Annotated in this window: 16 protein-coding genes; 10 read left to right on the forward strand and 6 right to left on the reverse strand. The window is 35.4% G+C overall.

The window, feature by feature from the left end:
* Positions 1-113 precede the first annotated feature (113 nt).
* The gene (locus DPQ89_RS16060) at positions 114-1847 is read left to right on the forward strand and encodes a 30S ribosomal protein S1 (RefSeq protein ID WP_241558870.1); all 1734 of its coding nucleotides are present in this window, start codon (positions 114-116) and stop codon (positions 1845-1847) included.
* Between the two features lie 57 nt (positions 1848-1904).
* On the opposite strand, the gene DPQ89_RS16065 is transcribed toward DPQ89_RS16060, so the two are convergent.
* Genes DPQ89_RS16065 through DPQ89_RS16075 form a run of 3 tightly spaced genes read right to left on the reverse strand, consistent with a single transcriptional unit; the run spans position 1905 to position 6084 of the window.
* Entirely contained in the window at positions 1905-2363 is a 459-nt protein-coding gene (locus tag DPQ89_RS16065; RefSeq protein WP_127718049.1) for a Crp/Fnr family transcriptional regulator, read from the reverse strand.
* 2 nt (positions 2364-2365) lie between these two features.
* Complete coding sequence (locus tag DPQ89_RS16070; RefSeq protein WP_127718050.1) at positions 2366-3259, reverse strand: hypothetical protein; 894 nt, start codon at positions 3257-3259, stop codon at positions 2366-2368.
* The gene (locus DPQ89_RS16075) at positions 3256-6084 is read right to left on the reverse strand and encodes an OmpA family protein (RefSeq protein WP_164848481.1); all 2829 of its coding nucleotides are present in this window, start codon (positions 6082-6084) and stop codon (positions 3256-3258) included. The genes DPQ89_RS16070 and DPQ89_RS16075 overlap by 4 nt, the downstream gene beginning before the upstream one ends.
* Positions 6085-6530: 446 nt before the next feature.
* Here DPQ89_RS16075 and DPQ89_RS16080 point away from each other — a divergent pair, with 446 nt between their 5' ends.
* Together DPQ89_RS16080 and DPQ89_RS16085 are read left to right on the forward strand one after the other, a co-directional pair.
* The gene (locus tag DPQ89_RS16080) at positions 6531-7538 is read left to right on the forward strand and encodes a serine protease (protein WP_127718052.1); all 1008 of its coding nucleotides are present in this window, start codon (positions 6531-6533) and stop codon (positions 7536-7538) included.
* A 60-nt stretch (positions 7539-7598) separates the two neighbouring features.
* Entirely contained in the window at positions 7599-8183 is a 585-nt protein-coding gene (locus tag DPQ89_RS16085; RefSeq protein WP_127718053.1) for a hypothetical protein, read from the forward strand.
* On the opposite strand, the gene DPQ89_RS16090 is transcribed toward DPQ89_RS16085, so the two are convergent.
* Complete coding sequence (locus DPQ89_RS16090) at positions 8184-9614, reverse strand: FAD-dependent oxidoreductase (RefSeq protein ID WP_164848483.1); 1431 nt, start codon at positions 9612-9614, stop codon at positions 8184-8186.
* Between the two features lie 14 nt (positions 9615-9628).
* On the reverse strand, positions 9629-10342 hold the full coding sequence (locus DPQ89_RS16095) for a hypothetical protein (protein ID WP_127718055.1): 714 nt from the start codon (positions 10340-10342) through the stop codon (positions 9629-9631).
* A gap of 228 nt (positions 10343-10570) precedes the next feature.
* Between DPQ89_RS16095 and DPQ89_RS16100 the strand changes: the two genes are divergently transcribed.
* Positions 10571-12034, forward strand: a complete 1464-nt coding sequence (locus DPQ89_RS16100; protein WP_127718056.1) for a HAMP domain-containing sensor histidine kinase — start codon at positions 10571-10573, stop codon at positions 12032-12034.
* A 3-nt stretch (positions 12035-12037) separates the two neighbouring features.
* Here DPQ89_RS16100 and DPQ89_RS16105 read toward each other — a convergent pair whose 3' ends face one another.
* Positions 12038-12337 (reverse strand): hypothetical protein, encoded by a 300-nt coding sequence (locus DPQ89_RS16105; protein ID WP_127718057.1) that lies wholly within the window; start codon positions 12335-12337, stop codon positions 12038-12040.
* Positions 12338-12410: 73 nt separating this feature from the next.
* Between DPQ89_RS16105 and DPQ89_RS16110 the strand changes: the two genes are divergently transcribed.
* The 6 genes from DPQ89_RS16110 (at position 12411) to udk (ending at position 18198) form a co-directional block, all read left to right on the forward strand.
* Positions 12411-12752: a hypothetical protein gene (locus DPQ89_RS16110; RefSeq protein WP_127718058.1), complete on the forward strand. Its 342-nt coding sequence runs from the start codon at positions 12411-12413 to the stop codon at positions 12750-12752.
* A 220-nt stretch (positions 12753-12972) separates the two neighbouring features.
* Positions 12973-14451 (forward strand): aldehyde dehydrogenase family protein, encoded by a 1479-nt coding sequence (locus tag DPQ89_RS16115; protein ID WP_127718059.1) that lies wholly within the window; start codon positions 12973-12975, stop codon positions 14449-14451.
* Positions 14452-14470: 19 nt separating this feature from the next.
* Positions 14471-15733, forward strand: coding sequence for a GTP cyclohydrolase II (locus tag DPQ89_RS16120; RefSeq protein WP_127718060.1), 1263 nt, complete (start codon positions 14471-14473; stop codon positions 15731-15733).
* Positions 15734-15736: 3 nt separating this feature from the next.
* On the forward strand, positions 15737-16936 hold the full coding sequence (locus DPQ89_RS16125) for a URC4/urg3 family protein (protein ID WP_127718061.1): 1200 nt from the start codon (positions 15737-15739) through the stop codon (positions 16934-16936).
* A gap of 14 nt (positions 16937-16950) precedes the next feature.
* Positions 16951-17580: a uracil phosphoribosyltransferase gene (upp, locus tag DPQ89_RS16130; protein WP_127718062.1), complete on the forward strand. Its 630-nt coding sequence runs from the start codon at positions 16951-16953 to the stop codon at positions 17578-17580.
* Positions 17581-17586: 6 nt separating this feature from the next.
* Positions 17587-18198, forward strand: a complete 612-nt coding sequence (udk, locus tag DPQ89_RS16135; protein WP_127718063.1) for a uridine kinase — start codon at positions 17587-17589, stop codon at positions 18196-18198.
* The last annotated feature ends 31 nt before the right edge of the window (positions 18199-18229 follow it).

An 18229-nucleotide genomic window follows, 5' to 3' on the forward strand; every position in this document is an offset into this window, starting at 1 on the left:
ATTTCTCTTATGTCGCAGTAGCGAATACAGAGACGCGGGTTTTACCAGCGACATCAAAAATAATGGTGATGATTAGGAGTATCCAAGCCTTTTCAAAACCTAGGGAGGTCAATATGACTACTCAAGAATTAAAACAAAAATGGATGGAAGGATTTGACGTTGTTTTCGGTGAAGATACTGAAACAAAAGAAACAACTGAATTCTCAACACTGTTGGACTCAACAACTGCTAAAAACTTTCAAGAAGGTGAAGTTTTTATGGGGACTGTTGTTTCTATCGGACAAGACTATGTAATGATCGATATCGGTTATAAGCAAGAAGGTCTAGTTTCAGTAAGAGAGTTCCAAAATTACGACGGATCTTTAAAAATCAAAGAAGGACAAGAAATCGAAGTTTACTTAGATAAGCTTGAGTCTTCTATGGGTAACCTAGTTCTTTCTAAAGACAAGGCCGAAATTCTTAAAGCATGGGATAAAATTTCTGAAGCTTGTGAAAAAGGTACTCCACTTGAAGGTACAGTTATCGCAAAAGTTAAGGGTGGACTTTCGGTTGATATCGGAGTTAAGGCATTCTTACCAGGTTCTCAAATTGATCTTAGACCAACTAGATACCTTGATAAGTACATCGGTAAAAAGATGGAATTCAAAGTTATTAAGTTCAATAAGAAAAGAGGGAATATCGTTCTTTCAAGAAGAGCAATCTTAACTGAAGAACGTGGAAAAATGAGACAAGAAATTCTTGATCAAATTCAAGAAGGAATGATCGTTAAAGGTATTGTTAAGAACATTACTGATTATGGTGCATTTATTGACCTTGGTGGAATTGACGGACTTCTTCACATTACAGATATGTCATGGGGAAGAGTTAAGCATCCTTCGAACCTATTAAATATGGGTGACGAAATCGATGTTAAGATTCTAAAGTTTGACTCTGATAAAGAAAGAGTTTCTCTAGGTCTTAAGCAAGTTCAGCCAAACCCTTGGGAAAAAGCAAAAGAAACTTACACTGCTGGAACTAAAGTTGGTGGAGAAATCGTATCTGTTAAAGATTACGGTGTATTCATTGAACTTGATGATGGGATCGAAGGTCTTATTCACGTTTCTGAAATGTCTTGGACAGGGAAAATTAAAAACCCAGCTAAGCACTTCAATGTTGGTGAAAGAATTGAAGCTGAAGTACTTGACGTTGATGTTGAGAATAAGAGAATTTCTCTTGGGCTTAAGCAACTTCAAGATAACCCTTGGTCTGCAATCGAAGCTAAGTACCCACTAGGTACTAAAGTTACTGGTAAAATTAAATCAGTAGTTGAGTTTGGAATGTTCGTTGATCTTGGTGAAGAAGTTGATGCTTTAATCCACGTATCTGATATTTCTTGGACTAAGAAGAATGTTAATCTTGCAGAAGAGTATAAAGAAGGATCTGACATTGAAGCTGTAGTGCTTTCTGTTGATACTGAAAACTCAAAATTCTGTTTAGGTCTTAAGCAACTTCAAGAAGATCCTTGGAAGAAGATCGAAAATAGATTCCCAGTAGGAACTGTTGTTGAAGCTGGTGTAGTTAGAGTTACTGACTTTGGTGCATTTGTTGAACTAGAAACAGGAATCGAAGGTCTTGTACATATCTCTGAACTTTCTGAAGAAAGAGTAGACAAGCCAGAAGACGTTATCAAAAAAGGTGACGTTGCAAAAGCTATGGTAATTTCAATTGATAAAGAAGCTAAGAAAATTGCTCTTTCAATTAAATCTGCAGCTAATGCAGAAGCTAATGGATCTTATTCAGCATCGACAGTTAAGGCTGCGACACTTGCTGATAAGTTCAAAGGTTTCTCTGTAAAAGACGAAGAATAATTTTAAAAAATTCATTTTCTTTATAGAAAACGGCCCGCTAGAAATAGCGGGCTTTTTTTATGCAGCTTTATCTTTTTCCTTCTCTTGTTTTAATTGAGCTATGCTTTGTCCTGTTTTTTTAAGCCTTGTTGCAAGCATTCTTGCTAGATTAAGCATAAGGATTGAAAATATTTTGTTATCGCTATTGTAGAGGCTAAAGATATCGTCATACTTTAGAACTAAGACGTCACAAAATGTAGAAGCAACTGTATCTGCATTTCTAGTTCTTTCTTTTAGAAGAACCATTTCTCCAAATAAGTCACCTTTTCGAAGTTTTCCAATCGTTATGTCATTTTTTATAACTTCGGCACTTCCTTGTAGTATCAGAAAAATTTCATCTCCTTCTTCTTTTTCTTTGAAGATATAATCACCTTTTGTAAGATTTAAAACTTGGCAATTCTCAACAATCTTTAAAATTTCTTCATCGTAGAGTTCGTAAAATAATGAACTCCCTTTTACTATTTCTAAGACACTCATTTTTAACCAACCTTTTTTAAGGACTCAGGCTTCTTTCTTAGTTCGGCGAGTATTAGCTCCATAGTTTCTCTAAGTTTTGGAATTTCTTTTTCCATACTTGCACTAGTCTGATCTTTTTGAAGGTGATACCAAAGTAATTGTAAAACAGTTTCTACTTTCTCAAATGTGCCCTCTCGACTACTTTCGATAGGAAATAATGTATTCAAGAGAGTAAGGATAATAGAATAGAAAATACCTGCAATTGATGTCTTCATAGCAAAAGTAACGTTGATTACGAACTGGGATAATGATTCACCAGACGCTTCTAGGTTATTAAAGTCAATTTTAGCAATCTCTGGTAGTGCGTTGGCAATACCTATGAATGTCCCAAATACCCCAAGTACAATAAATAGAGTAGGCATGATGTCTAGAATTCTAGTAACACCGTCAATTGGAATCTTTGTGAAGAGCTTAGACCAGTTTTCATCATCATTCATAACTCTTTCAGTAAGAGAAGAGAAGTCAGGCTGTGCTCTAGACATAAAAATATTTGATTCATTTTGAATATTAGCGATCAATCCATGTTTACTACCAATGTATTCTCTAAGACCTACAGTTTCTGATTGCCCTTTCTTAAGTCTGTTTTCAAGAGGCTTTCTAAGATTTCTTTCTGGTAACCTTTGGTTAACTCTTCCTAGAATATCGGATAGGTAATCTTCAGTATCATCGCATTCTACTTTTTTACTCTTGTCCTCATTAATGGTAGCTCCAAGCTCTCTTGTAAAGTGAGAAAAGTAAGCTTCATCTCTTTTGCTATGGTGAAATGCCATCCATCTAAGAGAGAGAGCAACAACTGCCATTAAAGTCATTGATTCAATGAGGTAGTTACTGAAGAAGTTTAATAGTGTTGTGATCATAGTTCACCTTCTTGGAATTGAATTATTTTTTCTAAAGCTTTAGGATCATCTTTTAGTGTAAATGTTAGCTCCACTCTTTGTGACAACTCACAAGAGTACTCGCCACAATTTTGATCATTCTTTCCGTCATCAGATATAGATGCCAAGAAGCGACCCTGTTCAGGCTTCTTTATTGGTCGCATATATCCATGTCCTATAGATCTTGTAATAGATCTCATATAATTCTTGTGATCATATTTAACTCTTTGTCCGAAAATAAAGTTACTAATAGATGTGGCCCTTCTCGCTGATAAATTCAAATTGTAGTTATACGGTCCTGGCGCACTTGTTTCTGGCGAAACGTAAGTCTGACCAAAACTTGGTGAAGCATGACCTTCAATATTAAAACTCGAAATCTTTTCTTTTATTGCAGAGTCACTAAATAACACTTCTGAATAGAGAGGAATAATTTTAGCAAGTTTCTCTTTAGCAAACTTAGAAAGTTTTGCACTATTGGTCTCAAATAATAGATTCTTGTCCATTAATAAAGTCACTGTACCTGTTTTAGGATCAACTTTGGCCTGAATGTCAGCGGTTTTAAATTTGTTGGCAAGATTTGAAGCAATATTACTTCTAAGATTTTGTTTTTCACTGTGAATCTTGTTGGCAATGTTTTTGATATGATTTTTTAGACCATTATTCTTCGCAATGAGTTTATCTTTTGTTGTTGAACATTCTTTGTTTTCTCTTTTAAGACCTAGAACGGCCTGACCAAATTCTTTGTTTTCATTTTGACAAATATTGAAATTTGAACTTACTTGGTTAAGTTTGCCAGATAGAGCGCCATTTTCTTTCTTCAGGGCATCATTATTACCTTGTGCGCTCTTTAAATTATTTTCCAAGTTACTGGCCAGGTCTCTAAGCCCAGTATTCTCTTTGGATAGACCTTCATTGATTCCTTTTAAACCTTCATTATCTCCTAATAACTTACCAATCTGACCATTAGCACTTGCAAGCTTTTCACTTAGGCCTTTGTTCTTTCCATCCATGCCTTTGAGTTGGCCTTCAAGTTGACCAATCTTATCTTTAAGTCCACCGGCCTGTCCTTTAAGCTCACCAATTTTACCATTAGCACTTGCGAGCTTTTCACTTAGGCCTTTATTCTTTCCATCCATGCCTTTGAGTTGGCCTTCAAGTTGACCAATCTTATCTTTAAGTCCTCCGGCCTGTCCTTTAAGCTCACCAATTTTACCATTAGCACTTGCAAGCTTTTCACTTAGACCTTTATTTTTTCCATCCATGCCTTTGAGTTGGCCTTCAAGTTGACCAATCTTATCTTTAAGTCCACCGGCCTGTCCTTTAAGCTGACCAATTTTAGCGTTAGCACTTGCAAGTTTTTCGGCCATTGCTTTATTATCACCATCTAAGTTGCTAAGTTGTCCTTGGAGGGTATCTAACTTAGATTTTAAACCTCCATTAGATTTTTGAAGTTTTTCATTCTGTTGATTAGCACTGCTCAATGCTTGATTTAGTTTTTCATTTTCTAGGGTTGCGCTATTTAGCGATCCATCTTTAGACTGTAATGCCTTTTTAAGTGACGCTGTTACATTTTGGGATTGGTTTAGCTTTTGTGTAGTTTCTTTAAGTTTGCTCGCCAATTCTTCTTTCGATGAACCTAGTGTCTTTAGTTGATTGTCTAGGCTTTCTACCTTTTTAGATAGTTCAATCTCCTTGCTCTGTAATTCGGAGTTCATATTTTGTGATATGTTAATTTGATTTTCAGCTTCTTTAAGTTGTGTCTTAAGTTGCTCGATCTCTTTTAAATCATGGTTGATTTTTTGCTGACTAGAAGAAATTTTATTTTGGTCTAAAATGGCCTTTTCTTTTAGTTCCTTGTTTTCTCTTTGTGCCTTTTCTATAGTTTTTGCAAGAGAGCTCTTTTGAATTTTATTCTCTTCAAGCTCTTTAATTTTTTGTGTGTATTGTTGACTAAGTTCTACATTCTTTACTTGTTGACCCTTTAATTCTGATTCGAGCTTGTTGATTGTCTCTTGCAGAGTTAGTTTTTGCTGGTTAATTTCCTGATTAATCTTCGCAATCATTGCTTGATTACTAGATTCTAGTTGTTTTATCTTAGATTCATAGGATTCGCTTTCTTTTAATTTTTCTTGTTTTATATTTGATAGGGCATTTTCATACTTCTGCTTTTGACCTTCAAGTACTTCTCGATTTTCTTTATCTTTTTGTTCTATTAGATCTTTAGCGACTTTCTTCTCTTCTTCAAAGGCCTTTTTAATCTTCTCTTTTGCTATTGTTTGCTCTTCAATTTTCTTACTTAGACTAGTTACTTGCGAAATTTTTCTTTCTAGTTCTTTAGTGGTTATCTCTTTTTCCTTCTTGAGGGCATCATTTTTTGATGCCTCTAAAGCAAGTTTCTTTTTCTGTTCATTTATAGATTGATTAACTTTAGCAAGAAGTGCTTCTTTCCTATTTTGTTCTTTTAAGAGTTCTTGCATTACCTCTTTATTAGACTCCATTTTTACGACAAACTTATTAAGGTCTTTTACTTTTTGATCAATAATATTCTTATACTGTCCTACTTCATCAATAGACTTCTTAATAATTTCTACTTTCTTTTGACTCTTTTCTTGGTTTTCTTTAGATATCGAACCTTCTAGTTCCTTTTCAAATGTTTTCTTTTGAGCGATTCTCTCCATAGTCGAGACACCGACTTTAACCATCGCAAATACAAACATTGTTAGAAAGATAATGGCCATAGTTGTGAACATATCAGAGTAAGAACTCCAAATTTGCCCGTCATCGGCCTTTTTCTTTTTCTTCTTCATGCCCATTGGTAGAACCTAGGTTTTTATCGTTTAAGGGATTTACTATTCTATGATATTTAGGCGAGCCGGTGGGTGACGTTTCGAGCAAGAAAGCAAGATCTGTGTCTTTTTCATGAGATAGAGTGATAAATTCAACTTATCTTCCACAAATTGTGGCCATTTTTTCTCTTGAGTTTATTCAAGAATGCCCTCAAATTGTGCCTTATCTTGTAAGTATTTGATTGTTCGAGTTAATCTGTCATCTCTTTCTAACATCTGATATTTTTTGAAGAGTAAGAATATGAGAGCTAAGTGTTTAATTTAACATGGTAGCGATCTCTTTTTATTGACAGTTTCTTACAGTATCTTACATTGCGTGAAATTAATTCATACATTTGATTTTCTTAAATGACCAATTTGCACCACCTGAGTATTGTCCATTCATCAAAAGAGAAAAGGGGAAAGAAATGAAAAAGTTAATACTACTAGTTGTTGCAGGTGCTTCACTTAATGCGGCCGCTACTGAGAAAGTTGCATACGGTGAAGATAATAGAATTGATGTTGTTGATAGTAGAAATAATTTCAGAAAGAATTTAGCAAAATCAACTGCTACTCAAATTCCTAATAAGAATTTAACATTATCTGAAGACGGACAAAAATATGCTTTAGCAAATACAACTTTAGCGGATTTTATGCCAAGACTATCTTGGGGAACTCCACTGTGTGAAGGTGAAAAATTTGGTAAGCAGCTAGCTATTGGAAATTGTTCAGGGTTTCTTGTTGGTGATAAATATCTTGTAACTGCTGGACACTGTATGACGTCACAAGATGATTGTGATGGTTCAAAGTGGGCGTTTGATTATAAAAAAGGTGAAGTTGAAGACCTTGAGATGGAAGCATCAAAAATCTATTCTTGTAAAACAATAATTAAACAAGATTTAAATGGTTCAACTCAGATGGATTATGCACTTATCGAACTAGATAGAGCTGTTACAGATAGAGAACCTTTAAAGTATAGAAAAGAAGGTGAGATTAAAGTTGGAGAAGGTGTTGTTGTGATTGGTTCTCCTTCCGGACTACCTTTAAAGATTGCTGGAGACTCTACAGTTCAGTCAAATGATACTGAATCTCATTTTTCTGCTGACTTAGATACTTTTGGTGGTAATTCTGGATCAGCTGTATTTAATGCAACTTCTGGTGAAGTTGAAGGAATACTAGTAAGAGGTGCTAAAGATTACGCGACTGTAACAAGAACAAAAGAAGATGGTTCTAGCTACAGATGTATGACTGTTAACTTCTGTGAAGACGGAGTAAGTGGATACTCTTGTGGTGGAGAAGATGTTACAAAGATTACAAATGTTGGAATTGAAGAAGCAATTCAAAGCTTTGAAGCACAGGCAACTGCTACAGAAACAGAAGCTCCTGCAGTAGTACTGACAGATGTACCAGGAGCTGAGGATATAGTTAATCCTTAAGTTATATAATTCTATCAATTGGTTTAACGAATATACTGTCGTGACCACTTGAGAAAATAAATGGCCTTCGAAAGAAGGCCTTTTTCTTTTTTAATTATGCAAGAAAATTACATATATCATATTGTTCCTAGACCATTTGAAGGCCCTAAGCTGATTCCTCTTAATCGCATGGATAAGCAGAGTGAATTATATAAGAAAAATTTTTCAAAATATGTTGGAAGAGAGTGTTTAACAAAGCAGGTTATACCTCTATTGAACTGTCTATGGAATGATGTCGTTCAATTCTCTGCCATTGACCCTTGTCTTGTCGCTAAAGAAATTAAATCTTTAGGAGGACTAAATAGAAGTTTGGAGCTAGAGGTATTTAAAATTCCTATTTCTCATGTTGTAGGTGTTAACAAAGTCGTAAGCTACACTAAAACTGTTAGTTCTAATCGAAGTTTTGAACTTCTTGCTAGCGACTTCAGTTTTACTACAGTAGAGAATTATCAAGAACAGAAGACGATACCACTTACTACAATAAATTATTGGAAAGATGCAATTAAAGAGGAAAGACCAGTTCTTTGGTTTCCTTATATTACTCATATCTTCGTATTAGGAGAGGTCGAGACCTCTCAGCTTGAGAGGATCTCCCTTAAGATTTAATCATTTCTTAGAGTATCTACCTGGAGCAATAACAGAATTTGGATCTAGAATATCTTTTATACTCGCAGCAATGTTGAAGAAATTTGGAGCTGCTTGAGTCAAGCTTTCCATATGAGCGACACCCATTCGGTAAGGGTAAAATCCCTTTTTTCTCCCCGTTTTAAGTAAATCATTATAGCAATTGTGAGCATTGAGTGTCTCATCTCTTGTGTCCGTTTTGGAAAAGAGAATAGGGACAGTAGAGTCAAATATTGCATGTCCAAGAGATGTTAGAGTAATTAAAGGCTCAATATTATATTTCTCACATATATCTCTAATGAATTGTGTATATTCATTCACAGATTTTGAATTCATTTCAACTAGAGGCGAGTACCAAATTAGTCCACAATTGTCTTCATCAGGATTAAAGGTTTTCTTTGCTTGTGGATTTTTTAAGTAACATAAATTTAGGGCCATCTTTGTAGGTCTTCCGTTTAGGATGTAAAAGAGCTCCTCTGCCGAATCTAAGTCTTTCTTGATAGACTTTGGCAAAGGTAGATATTTGAGAAGCTCAATTTGTCTTTTGTTTATGCATGAAATCTTTGCGTGTTTTTTTAGAGATTTCTTAATGGACTTCTTTACTGCTTTGACAATATTTTTATCTGAATTGATAGATAGTATCCCTGTCCAGTCTTCAGCTTTTTCTACTCCCATGGAGAGCATTCTCTCCTTATTCATTAAGTTTACTCCCGATAAAAGAGAAGGGTAATCTTGTAAATTACTTTTTATCGAATTAATAACATTACTTAGTTGATCACTAGAAAATGTAAATTTTAAAAGCTCAATATGCTTTGCTCTTTTTGCAAGTTGAATAGTGACTTGAGTTACAATTGCAAAGTTGGACTGACTGAAAATACCATTTAAGTATGGGCCTATTCCCCATCTAAATTTCTTTGCTAGTCCTTCTCCTACAATTTCATCCAATGATGAATTGAATACCCTTCCATCTCCTAAATATGCTTTTAAACTTATTAGAGCGCTGAAATGATCTTGTATTGGTGCAAGTCCGTACCCTCTTTCGAGTAAGTTTGATAAAACACTTACATCAGGCCCAGCTCCTGTAGAAGGTGTTATATAATCTGTATTTTTTAGAAAGTCATAGAGTTGACCTTGAGTCACTCCTGGACCCAAGGTTATGATTCCATCTGCTTGATCGAATTTAATAATTTCATTTAAATGTATGAGATCAACAATGACATTATTGTGACTAACAGGACTCGCAGAACCATAGCCCCAGTTCTTACCTGAAGAAATAGGCCATAGTTTCAGACCTTCCCGGTTCGCTTTTTCTATAATTTGTTGAACTTCTATTTCTGACTTTGGCATAAATACACCATCTATATTCCTGTGAATATCGAGTGTGTTTAGTGCATAATTTCTTAAAGCAGTCATATTCATCTCACTTTTTAGGCAGTTTTCTTAATGTCTTCATTTTCAATTGTTCTAAAATCAATGATTTCATCATAGAACTTCTTATATCTCTTTCCTGCATTTCTGGATTCAAGTGAGAAAGAAGTCATTGCCATTGCTCGAAATTTTTCGTTCATGATATGTGGAGCTGCAAATGTAGAAAGTTCACAGTCATTATTAATATAGTTATAGCCTTGTTTTAATCTAATATTATAAACCTTAAACTTATCCGATGCGGCAGTAATAAATGTATTAATATTTTCATCTTGGTGATGAAGATAGTAAAATGCCATCATCATCTCAGACAACAGAAGCTTCTCATCAGCTGAGAGGTTAGGGTTAATTGTATAGTTATTAGTATAGCAAATTGTTTCATTACTATTGATAAACTCTTGACACGAATTAGATAATTCATCTTTCTTGTTAACAAACATATGCTCAATAAATGGGAAATCTTTTAAGTAATTTTCTGTTTGTTTGTTTGTAATTGAGCGTAAGCAGATTTGAGGAATGAGTTTACCTTCTTCTTCAGTTGCAATAACTAAATGTGTTCCAATGAAGTCAAAACAGTCTTGAGGAATTGATTTTTCTCCATAGTACTTTCGATAGCCTTCAAACCGCAAGGCGAGAATATCTGAAAGTAGCTCCCTTTGCTTAGGACTAAACGCGTAAGAGCTTACGAGATCCGAAAGAATAACAAATTTCCACATGTAAATAACCTCCGTTTTGTAAATAAAGGTTATTATGCATGGAATCTTAAAATAATAGTAAGACTTATATAATATCAATACTTTGAGTTAGAAAGGTAAGAATTATTACAATAAATTTAATGGCAGATACGCAGATTTCTTCATATATTTACTTCAATATTTCTTGAAAAAAATCCTGCAAGCCATTGTTATATTTGACTTGGTGGGTCGCTAGAGATAAAAGGATTTATGGAATTATACATTCACGCCATCGTGCTTATTTCTTGCTCAATCGTATTAGGAAACTTCCTTTTGTTTCTAACGATTAATGTAAAGAATAAGTTTAAAAATGATCTCGAGAGATACACTCTCTATTTCTGGTCAAGTGTGATTCCTGTTTTCTTGATAGGGTCCCAGCTAGAGAACCTAAAGCTAATTCCATTTGTTACTACCATTTCAATTTTTACAACAAAGTCGTTACGAAGTTTTTGGTGTGGCCCTGGCTATAAGCTAGGTCGAGAAAAAGTTATTCTAATGATCTCATCTTTACTTTTTGCGAGCTCAGTTTACTTATATTTTTATTTTGATCATCCGTATTTTTACGCTATTCCAATAGCTCTAGGACTTAATATTTATCTGGCAGAAGTTTTATACTGTGTGAAGTGTGAAGTTAAGGCGGTGAGTGTTTACGAAAAATTATGTATCATTCCACTATGTATTGGGTTGTACAATAATTTCTCTCCTATATTCGGACAGCAGAATATTGTTTTTGATGTAATTGGATGGTCGACAGCACTCATTCTCTATCAATTTGTTTCAATTCTTATGCCTCTTATTATTTTGGATGCCAGAAAAGAGACAGAGAAAGAAAATCTTGAAAAAGTGGTTGAACAAAAGACGAGAGAACTTGTTCATGAGAAGTTAGAAATTTCTCAAAAACATAAAGAAGCAGTTCTACTTTCTAAAGAGAATGAGTTTCTTTTCAATACGCTCTCTCATGATATTGCCACTCCTGTTCAAACAGTGGACCTCTTTATAGATCAAGCTTTAAGAAGTTGTGAAGATGAGAAAATGACGAAGTATCTAACTAAAGTTTCAAAGCATATAGAAACAATTGTCGGTCTAATTAAGAGTACGAAAATCCAAAGACAGATGAACGCTAAGAAAAATTATAGTAATAAAGTATTAATTGATATTGAAGATAGTCTCAAGAAATGTGTGGAAGTAATAGAGCCTTCATTGACTAAGAAAAATATTAAAGTCGTTGTAAAAAATAGTCTACAAAATGGAGTCACATTTCTAGCCGACCCTTCAGTTTTTGTTCTTTCAATCTTAGGTAATATCCTTTCAAATGCTGTTAAATTTACACCTGTTAACGGAAAGATAACGATAAAAACATATAAGTATGAAAGCTCAATTATTGTTGAAGTTCAGGATTCTGGAGAAGGTATAAGTAAAAAGAAAATAGATCAATTACATAAACTTGGTTATATGGCGACGACTAAAGGTACTCTCGGAGAAGAGGGAAGTGGTTTCGGTATTTCTAATACATATAGATTTGTAGAATTATATGATGGAAGTTTATCTTTTGATAATAATGAAGAGGGGACATTAGTTGTTCTGTCTTTCCCAGTTGCTAGTGAAGCTGATTCTTTTTATATTCCGAAAATAGATATAGGCTCTAAGAAAGATTCTACTACTAGTTTACAATAGCTCTTATTGCTTCGGGAGGTTTGGGTCTTCTGGCATACATACAACACAGCCATACTCATCTCTTTGTATGTGACTTGCTATTTCATCATCTTGCTCAGATCTAAGGTTAAAGAGCTCTTCTTCATCGGCCCCAAGACTTGTCGCTAAAGTTTCTGTCAAAGAAGGAGCGTGGATTTTCACTTCTATACCCATATCTTCCATTTTATGTGCATAATCAAATGCTCTTTCATGTTCACTGAAATCACATTCAAATAATACTTCACCAGATTGGGCCTCAATAACTTTGATTCTACTTTTTGACATTTTTTGCTTTCCCTCTAATTAACGGTTTGTTAAAAACCTAAAATAATATTATCACGACGAGGATTGCTAAGAAATGAAAAAGCTCTATTATATTGAACAGGAAGTCTTTTTGAGAGATCTGTTGGCCGAGCTGTGTAAGCAAAGCCCTGAATTTCAGTGCTATAGCAGTGATGAGGGAAGAAATAGCCTCTATTTTTTTCAAGATATTAAGCCTGATGTCATTGTGGTGGACTGGGCAACAATTTCTTCGTATGAAGAAGAGTTATTTGGTGAATTGAGTCAAGTTCCAAATATTTCAGTTGCGATTACACATGAGAGTGAAGTTGAATTACCTGAGCAGTGGAAGAAGAGAGCTAGAATTACTCTGGAAAAACCAATTCTTGCCAAGGAGTTTCTAAAAAATCTCTTTTCCTAAGAGGCTATTTGAACCATAATACTTATATGGATAAAGAACTTGTTGTAATTATTGGCTCATTGGTCGCTATAGTCATTATTGTCTTCTTAACAATCTATTTTCGCAGTGGGTTGTTTTAAAAACCCCATAAAACCTTCTATTTGATGCATCTCGTATTCAAGAGACGTTAATTTGTCCTATAATGGACGATTGTTTTTGTTTAATGAATTACGGAGTAATTATGAATCAAATAGTATTTCCTTCATCTCAAATTGAGGCCTTGAACTTAATTGGTGGTGAATGGGTTAAAGGATCGGCAGAGGCCATTGAAGTGCATTCTCCATATAGTGGAAAAGTTGTTGGTACAACATATTGTGCAAGCTCAGATCAGGTTGATCAGGCAATTTTAAAAGCGAAGTCTGCGAGTTCTGCTTGGGGAAAAACTCCTCTTAAAGAAAGAACTCAGATCATGTTTAAATTTAGAGAGATTCTACTAAGAGATATCGACAAGATTTCAAATATAGTAGCGCTAGAAAATGGTAAGCTGCTTGCTGAAGCTAAGGCCGGTATTTTTAAAGGAATTGAAGTTTTAGAGTATGCGATTAGTCTGCAAAATTTGGACTCAGGCTCTAAGATGGAAGTCTCAAGAGGAGTTCAATGCGAGTATAGACGTGAACCACTTGGAGTTGTTGCTTCTATCACCCCATTTAATTTTCCAGCAATGGTTCCTATGTGGACAATTCCTATTGCTCTTACTTTAGGTAATTCATACGTTTGGAAGCCTTCTGAGAAAACACCATTAACTGCTACCCTTATTGGAGAAGCTCTGATCGAAGCCGGTCTTCCTGCAGGAGTTTTGACTATTTTAAATGGTACTGTTGATTGTGTTAATGGAATTATTGACCATAAAGATGTTAGTGCTGTTGGATTTGTTGGCTCTTCAAAAATTGCAAAAATTGTTTACGCAAGAACAACTGCTCTTGGAAAACGTGCTCTTTGTCTAGGTGGTGCAAAGAATCATATTATTTTATTGCCTGATGCTGATCCAACTATGGCGGGGACAGGTATTGCTGACTCATTTACAGGATGTGCTGGTCAAAGGTGTATGGCCGCATCAGTACTTCTTGCAGTAGGTGATGTAGAAAAACAAATCGAAAGTATTGTAGAAAGAGCTAAGAGCACTTCTCTTGGAGATAAGATGGGCGCTATTATCACTAAAGAGCAACACGACTTTTTAAACTCTGCAATTGAAAGAGCTAAGCAAGCTGGAGCTAAAGTTTTACTAGATGGTAGAGATGCTCAAAAGCCTTCGAATTATGAGGGGGGGTACTGGCTAGGTCCAACGATACTTGACGGTGTTACAGTTGACTCAGAAGCTTCTAAAGTTGAACTCTTCGGTCCAATCATAAGTATCATCCGTTGTGAAAATATCTCTAAAGCAATTGAAATCGAAAATGCAAATGAGTATGGAAATGCGGCAAGTGTTTTCACTAGTAATGGTGGTCTGGCTGAAATGGTCGCTTCACAAGCAAAGGCCGGAATGGTTGGTATTAATATTGGTGTACCAGTTCCAAGAGAGCCATTTAGCTTTGGAGGAATCAATGATTCTAAATTTGGATACGGTGATATCACTGGCGAACATAGTTTAAATTTTTGGTCTAATGTAAAAAAAGTTACGACAAAGTGGCAGATGCAGAATGACCACAATTGGATGAGTTAATATAATTTTAGGAGAAAATATGAATAACGATAAATTTGAAAGAACAAGTCACGTAGTACTGACTTCACACAGCAATCAAATCTTTAAAGAATCACTGCCTATTAACTGGGGAGCGAAAACAGCAAAAGAAAGAGGTCCAGTTGTTGCGACAATTTCTGAAAAAGAAAATCGTAATGCTATCGGTAGTCACAGTGGTTCGTATACAGTTTATAGAGCGCTATCTATTGCGAATGGAGATTTTCCAAAAGATCATAGACCGGAGCTTTTTAATACACATTCGCCTGTTACCATTAAGCCTCAGGACTCATGGTTTGATCCTGACAAGATGGTTGCAATTGATCCTTGGGGTGCTTGTGTCCAAGAGATGTACACTGATTATTTGAAAGAAGGTTATAATATCAAACCTACAATTGCTGTTACTCAGGCAAGGTTACATATACCTGAAATTTTTGAAGCTATTAAGAATGGTCGATTGAAAGTTGATGGTGATATTGTTGCTGACGATGGTTCAGTTAAAGTCACTAAAGTTGCCTTTGAACCTGTTTGGTATCTTCCAGGTATTGCGAAGAGACTTGGAATTAAAGAAGGTGAATTAAGAAAAATCCTTTTTAATGAAACAGGTGGAATGTTTCCTGAACTTGTAACAAGACCGGACTTAAAAGTGCTATTGCCACCAATTGGTTCAACAACTGCTTATGTATTTGGGGATATTAACAAACTTTCAGACCCTTCTGTAGAGCTTACTTGTAGAGTGCATGATGAGTGTAATGGATCAGATGTATTTGGTTCAGATATCTGTACTTGTCGTCCATATCTAACTTATGGAATTGAACAAGCAACTAAAACGGCTCAAGAGGGTGGTGTTGGATTTATTGCTTACTATAGAAAAGAAGGAAGAGCACTCGGTGAAGTGACAAAATTCTTAGTTTATAATGCTAGAAAGAGACAAGAAGGTGGGGACTCTGCTGAAACATATTTCAAAAGAACTGAGTGTGTTGCAGGTGTTGAGGATGCACGTTTCCAAGAATTTATGCCTGATATTCTTCAGTGGTTTGGAATTAAAAAAATTCATAACCTACATTCAATGAGTAATATGAAATACGATGCAATCGTTAAAAGTGGCATTGAAGTCGTTAATAGATTATCAATTCCAGACGAATTGATTCCTGCAGATGCTCAAGTGGAAATGGAAGCTAAAAAAGCAGCTGGTTACTTTACTCAGGGAGATATTAAAGACGGCGCGGCACTAAAAGAAGTCGTTGGAAGAAAACTAGAGGAGTAATTTGTGAGAGAAGAAATTAATTACCTCTTAAGTGCTAAGGCCGTAAGAGAGAGAACTAGGAAGATTTTTGATTTAAGTCTTGCTGGAAAAACAAACTTTGAAGTTCATGAAGATAAGCTTCCTGAAGTTTGTGAATATGTACTAGAAGTTATCAAAGATAATTATCCTACTTTGGAAATTCCTTTTCATTCAAGATGGGGACACTTTCAAGTTGGAAATATTGATCGAAATTCTAAGTTAGATGATCGTTTAAAAGGTTTAGACCCTCTAGAAGTTGCAAGAACAAAACTTGATCTTGTGATTAGTTCAGTGCTTCTTGATGCTGGAGCTGGTCCAACATGGTCATTTGATGAAGAGGGAACAAGCTTTTCAAGATCAGAAGGTCTTGGCGTTGCGAGCTGGCATATGTTTATGAATGGAGAGTTATCAAATGATGGCTCTTTAAGAGTAGATAGTTCAAAGTTAATCAATTTGACTGCTAAAGATATAGAAAAGGCCTTTCAAGTCGGACCAAATAATCCTTTAGTTGGAGTTGAAGGTAGAGCAGGTCTGCAGGTAAGTCTTGGGAAATGTGTTGCGTCTAAGAAAGAGATTTTTAAAGATGGAAGACCTGGAAATATCCTAGACTATATGCTGGAAAAATTCGGTAAAGAGTTTGCGGCAACGGATCTTTTAGAAACTGTTCTTCACCACTTTGGAGATATTTGGCCTTCTCGAATATCTGTAGATGGTGTTAGTCTCGGAGATGTTTGGAATCATCCTGCACTTGGAGAAAAAAATAATTTAGAGTCACTTGTTGCCTTTCATAAATTGTCTCAATGGCTAACTTATTCACTCATCGAGCCTTTCGTTGAAGCTGGTTGTACTGTTCACTCGGTGAATAAAATGACAGGTCTAGCTGAATATCGTAATGGTGGACTTCTTATTGACTCTGGACTTATCTCCTTAAGAGATCCGTCAATGAGTGAGAAGGCACATAAGCCAGATAGTGAAATTATTATTGAGTGGAGAGCTTTAACGGTAACTCTACTTGATCAAATGGCGGACATAATTAGAAAGAAGCTAAATTTTACTGAAGATGAATTTCCTCTAGCAAAAGTACTAGAGGGAGGAACTTGGTGGGCCGGCAGAAGGCTTGCTAAGAAAAATAGAGCGGACTCATCACCACCGCTTAAATTAGATAGTGATGGAACAGTTTTTTAAATTACGGAGAATATATGACAAAGAATTTTTGTGAGTTAACTCACCCAGTATTACGGCACAAGCTATCTCTTTTAAGAGATAAGAATACTAACTCTAGGGCCTTTAGGGATATTATGAATGAGGTTGGCCGATTTTTAGCATATGAAGCAACTAAAGAGCTTCCTGTTAAAATGATGGAAGTGGAGACTCCGGTTATGAAAACTTCTACTGAGTTTGTAGAAGATTATCCAATGGTTGTTTCTGTCCTAAGAGCTGGAAATGGTCTGCTAGATGGAGTTTTAGATACGCTACCATTCTCTGCAGTTGGATTTGTAGGAATCTATAGAGATAAATTTATTAATAATACTGTTGAGTACTATTTTAAACTACCTGAGAAAAGTGAAGGCAGAGATGTTCTTCTTCTCGATCCAATGTTAGCAACAGCTGATACGGCCATTGCTGCCCTTGATAGACTTAAAGAGTATAAAGTAGGAAAAATTAAAATGCTAACTCTCTTAGTAAGCCCAGAAGGTTTAGAGAGAGTTCACCATTTTCACCCTGATGTGGATATTTATACTGTTAGCAAAGAAAATGGTTTAAATGAAAAAGGTTACCTACTTCCTGGATTAGGTGATGCCGGAGACAGGCTTTACAATACAAAGTAGGATGTTATGAGTATTATAATAATTGGAGTTGCTGGTGGAAGTGGGTCAGGTAAAACGACCTTTGCTTCCCGCTTGAAAGAAAAGCTTGGTCTTGAGCACTGTAGTGTCCTTGGTCAGGATAGCTATTATATTGATCAGTCAAATCGATTTGATCATGACGGAGGATCTGTTAACTTTGATCATCCTGAGTCTCTTGATTTTGATCTCATGGCAGAGCACCTCCAATTATTAAAGAAGGGAAAGGATATTTCTGTTCCAATATATGACTTTGCGACACATACAAGAAGTTCAGACACTGTTTACTTAACTCCTAAGAAAATTGTATTTGTTGACGGAATTCTCATTTTTTCTCAGCCTAAAGTTGTTGAACACCTTGATCATAAAGTCTTTATTGATTGTCCTGAAGAGCTAAGGTTCTCAAGAAGGCTCAATAGAGATGTTGTTGAAAGGGGAAGAACTGAGGAGGGCGTAACAAATCAATTTAAAAAACAAGTTAAGCCTATGCATGACCTTTTTGTAGAGCCTTCCAAGAATCACGCATGTGATATAGTAAATGTTGATAATTTTGATGAGAAGCTTGAGTCTTGGTTAAATAAAATTAAAGCTTCTATCAAATAATACCATTTGTAATAGGTACTGATCTTTTCTC

This window comes from Halobacteriovorax sp. HLS (assembly GCF_004006665.1).
Classification (GTDB): Bacteria; Bdellovibrionota; Bacteriovoracia; order Bacteriovoracales; family Bacteriovoracaceae; genus Halobacteriovorax.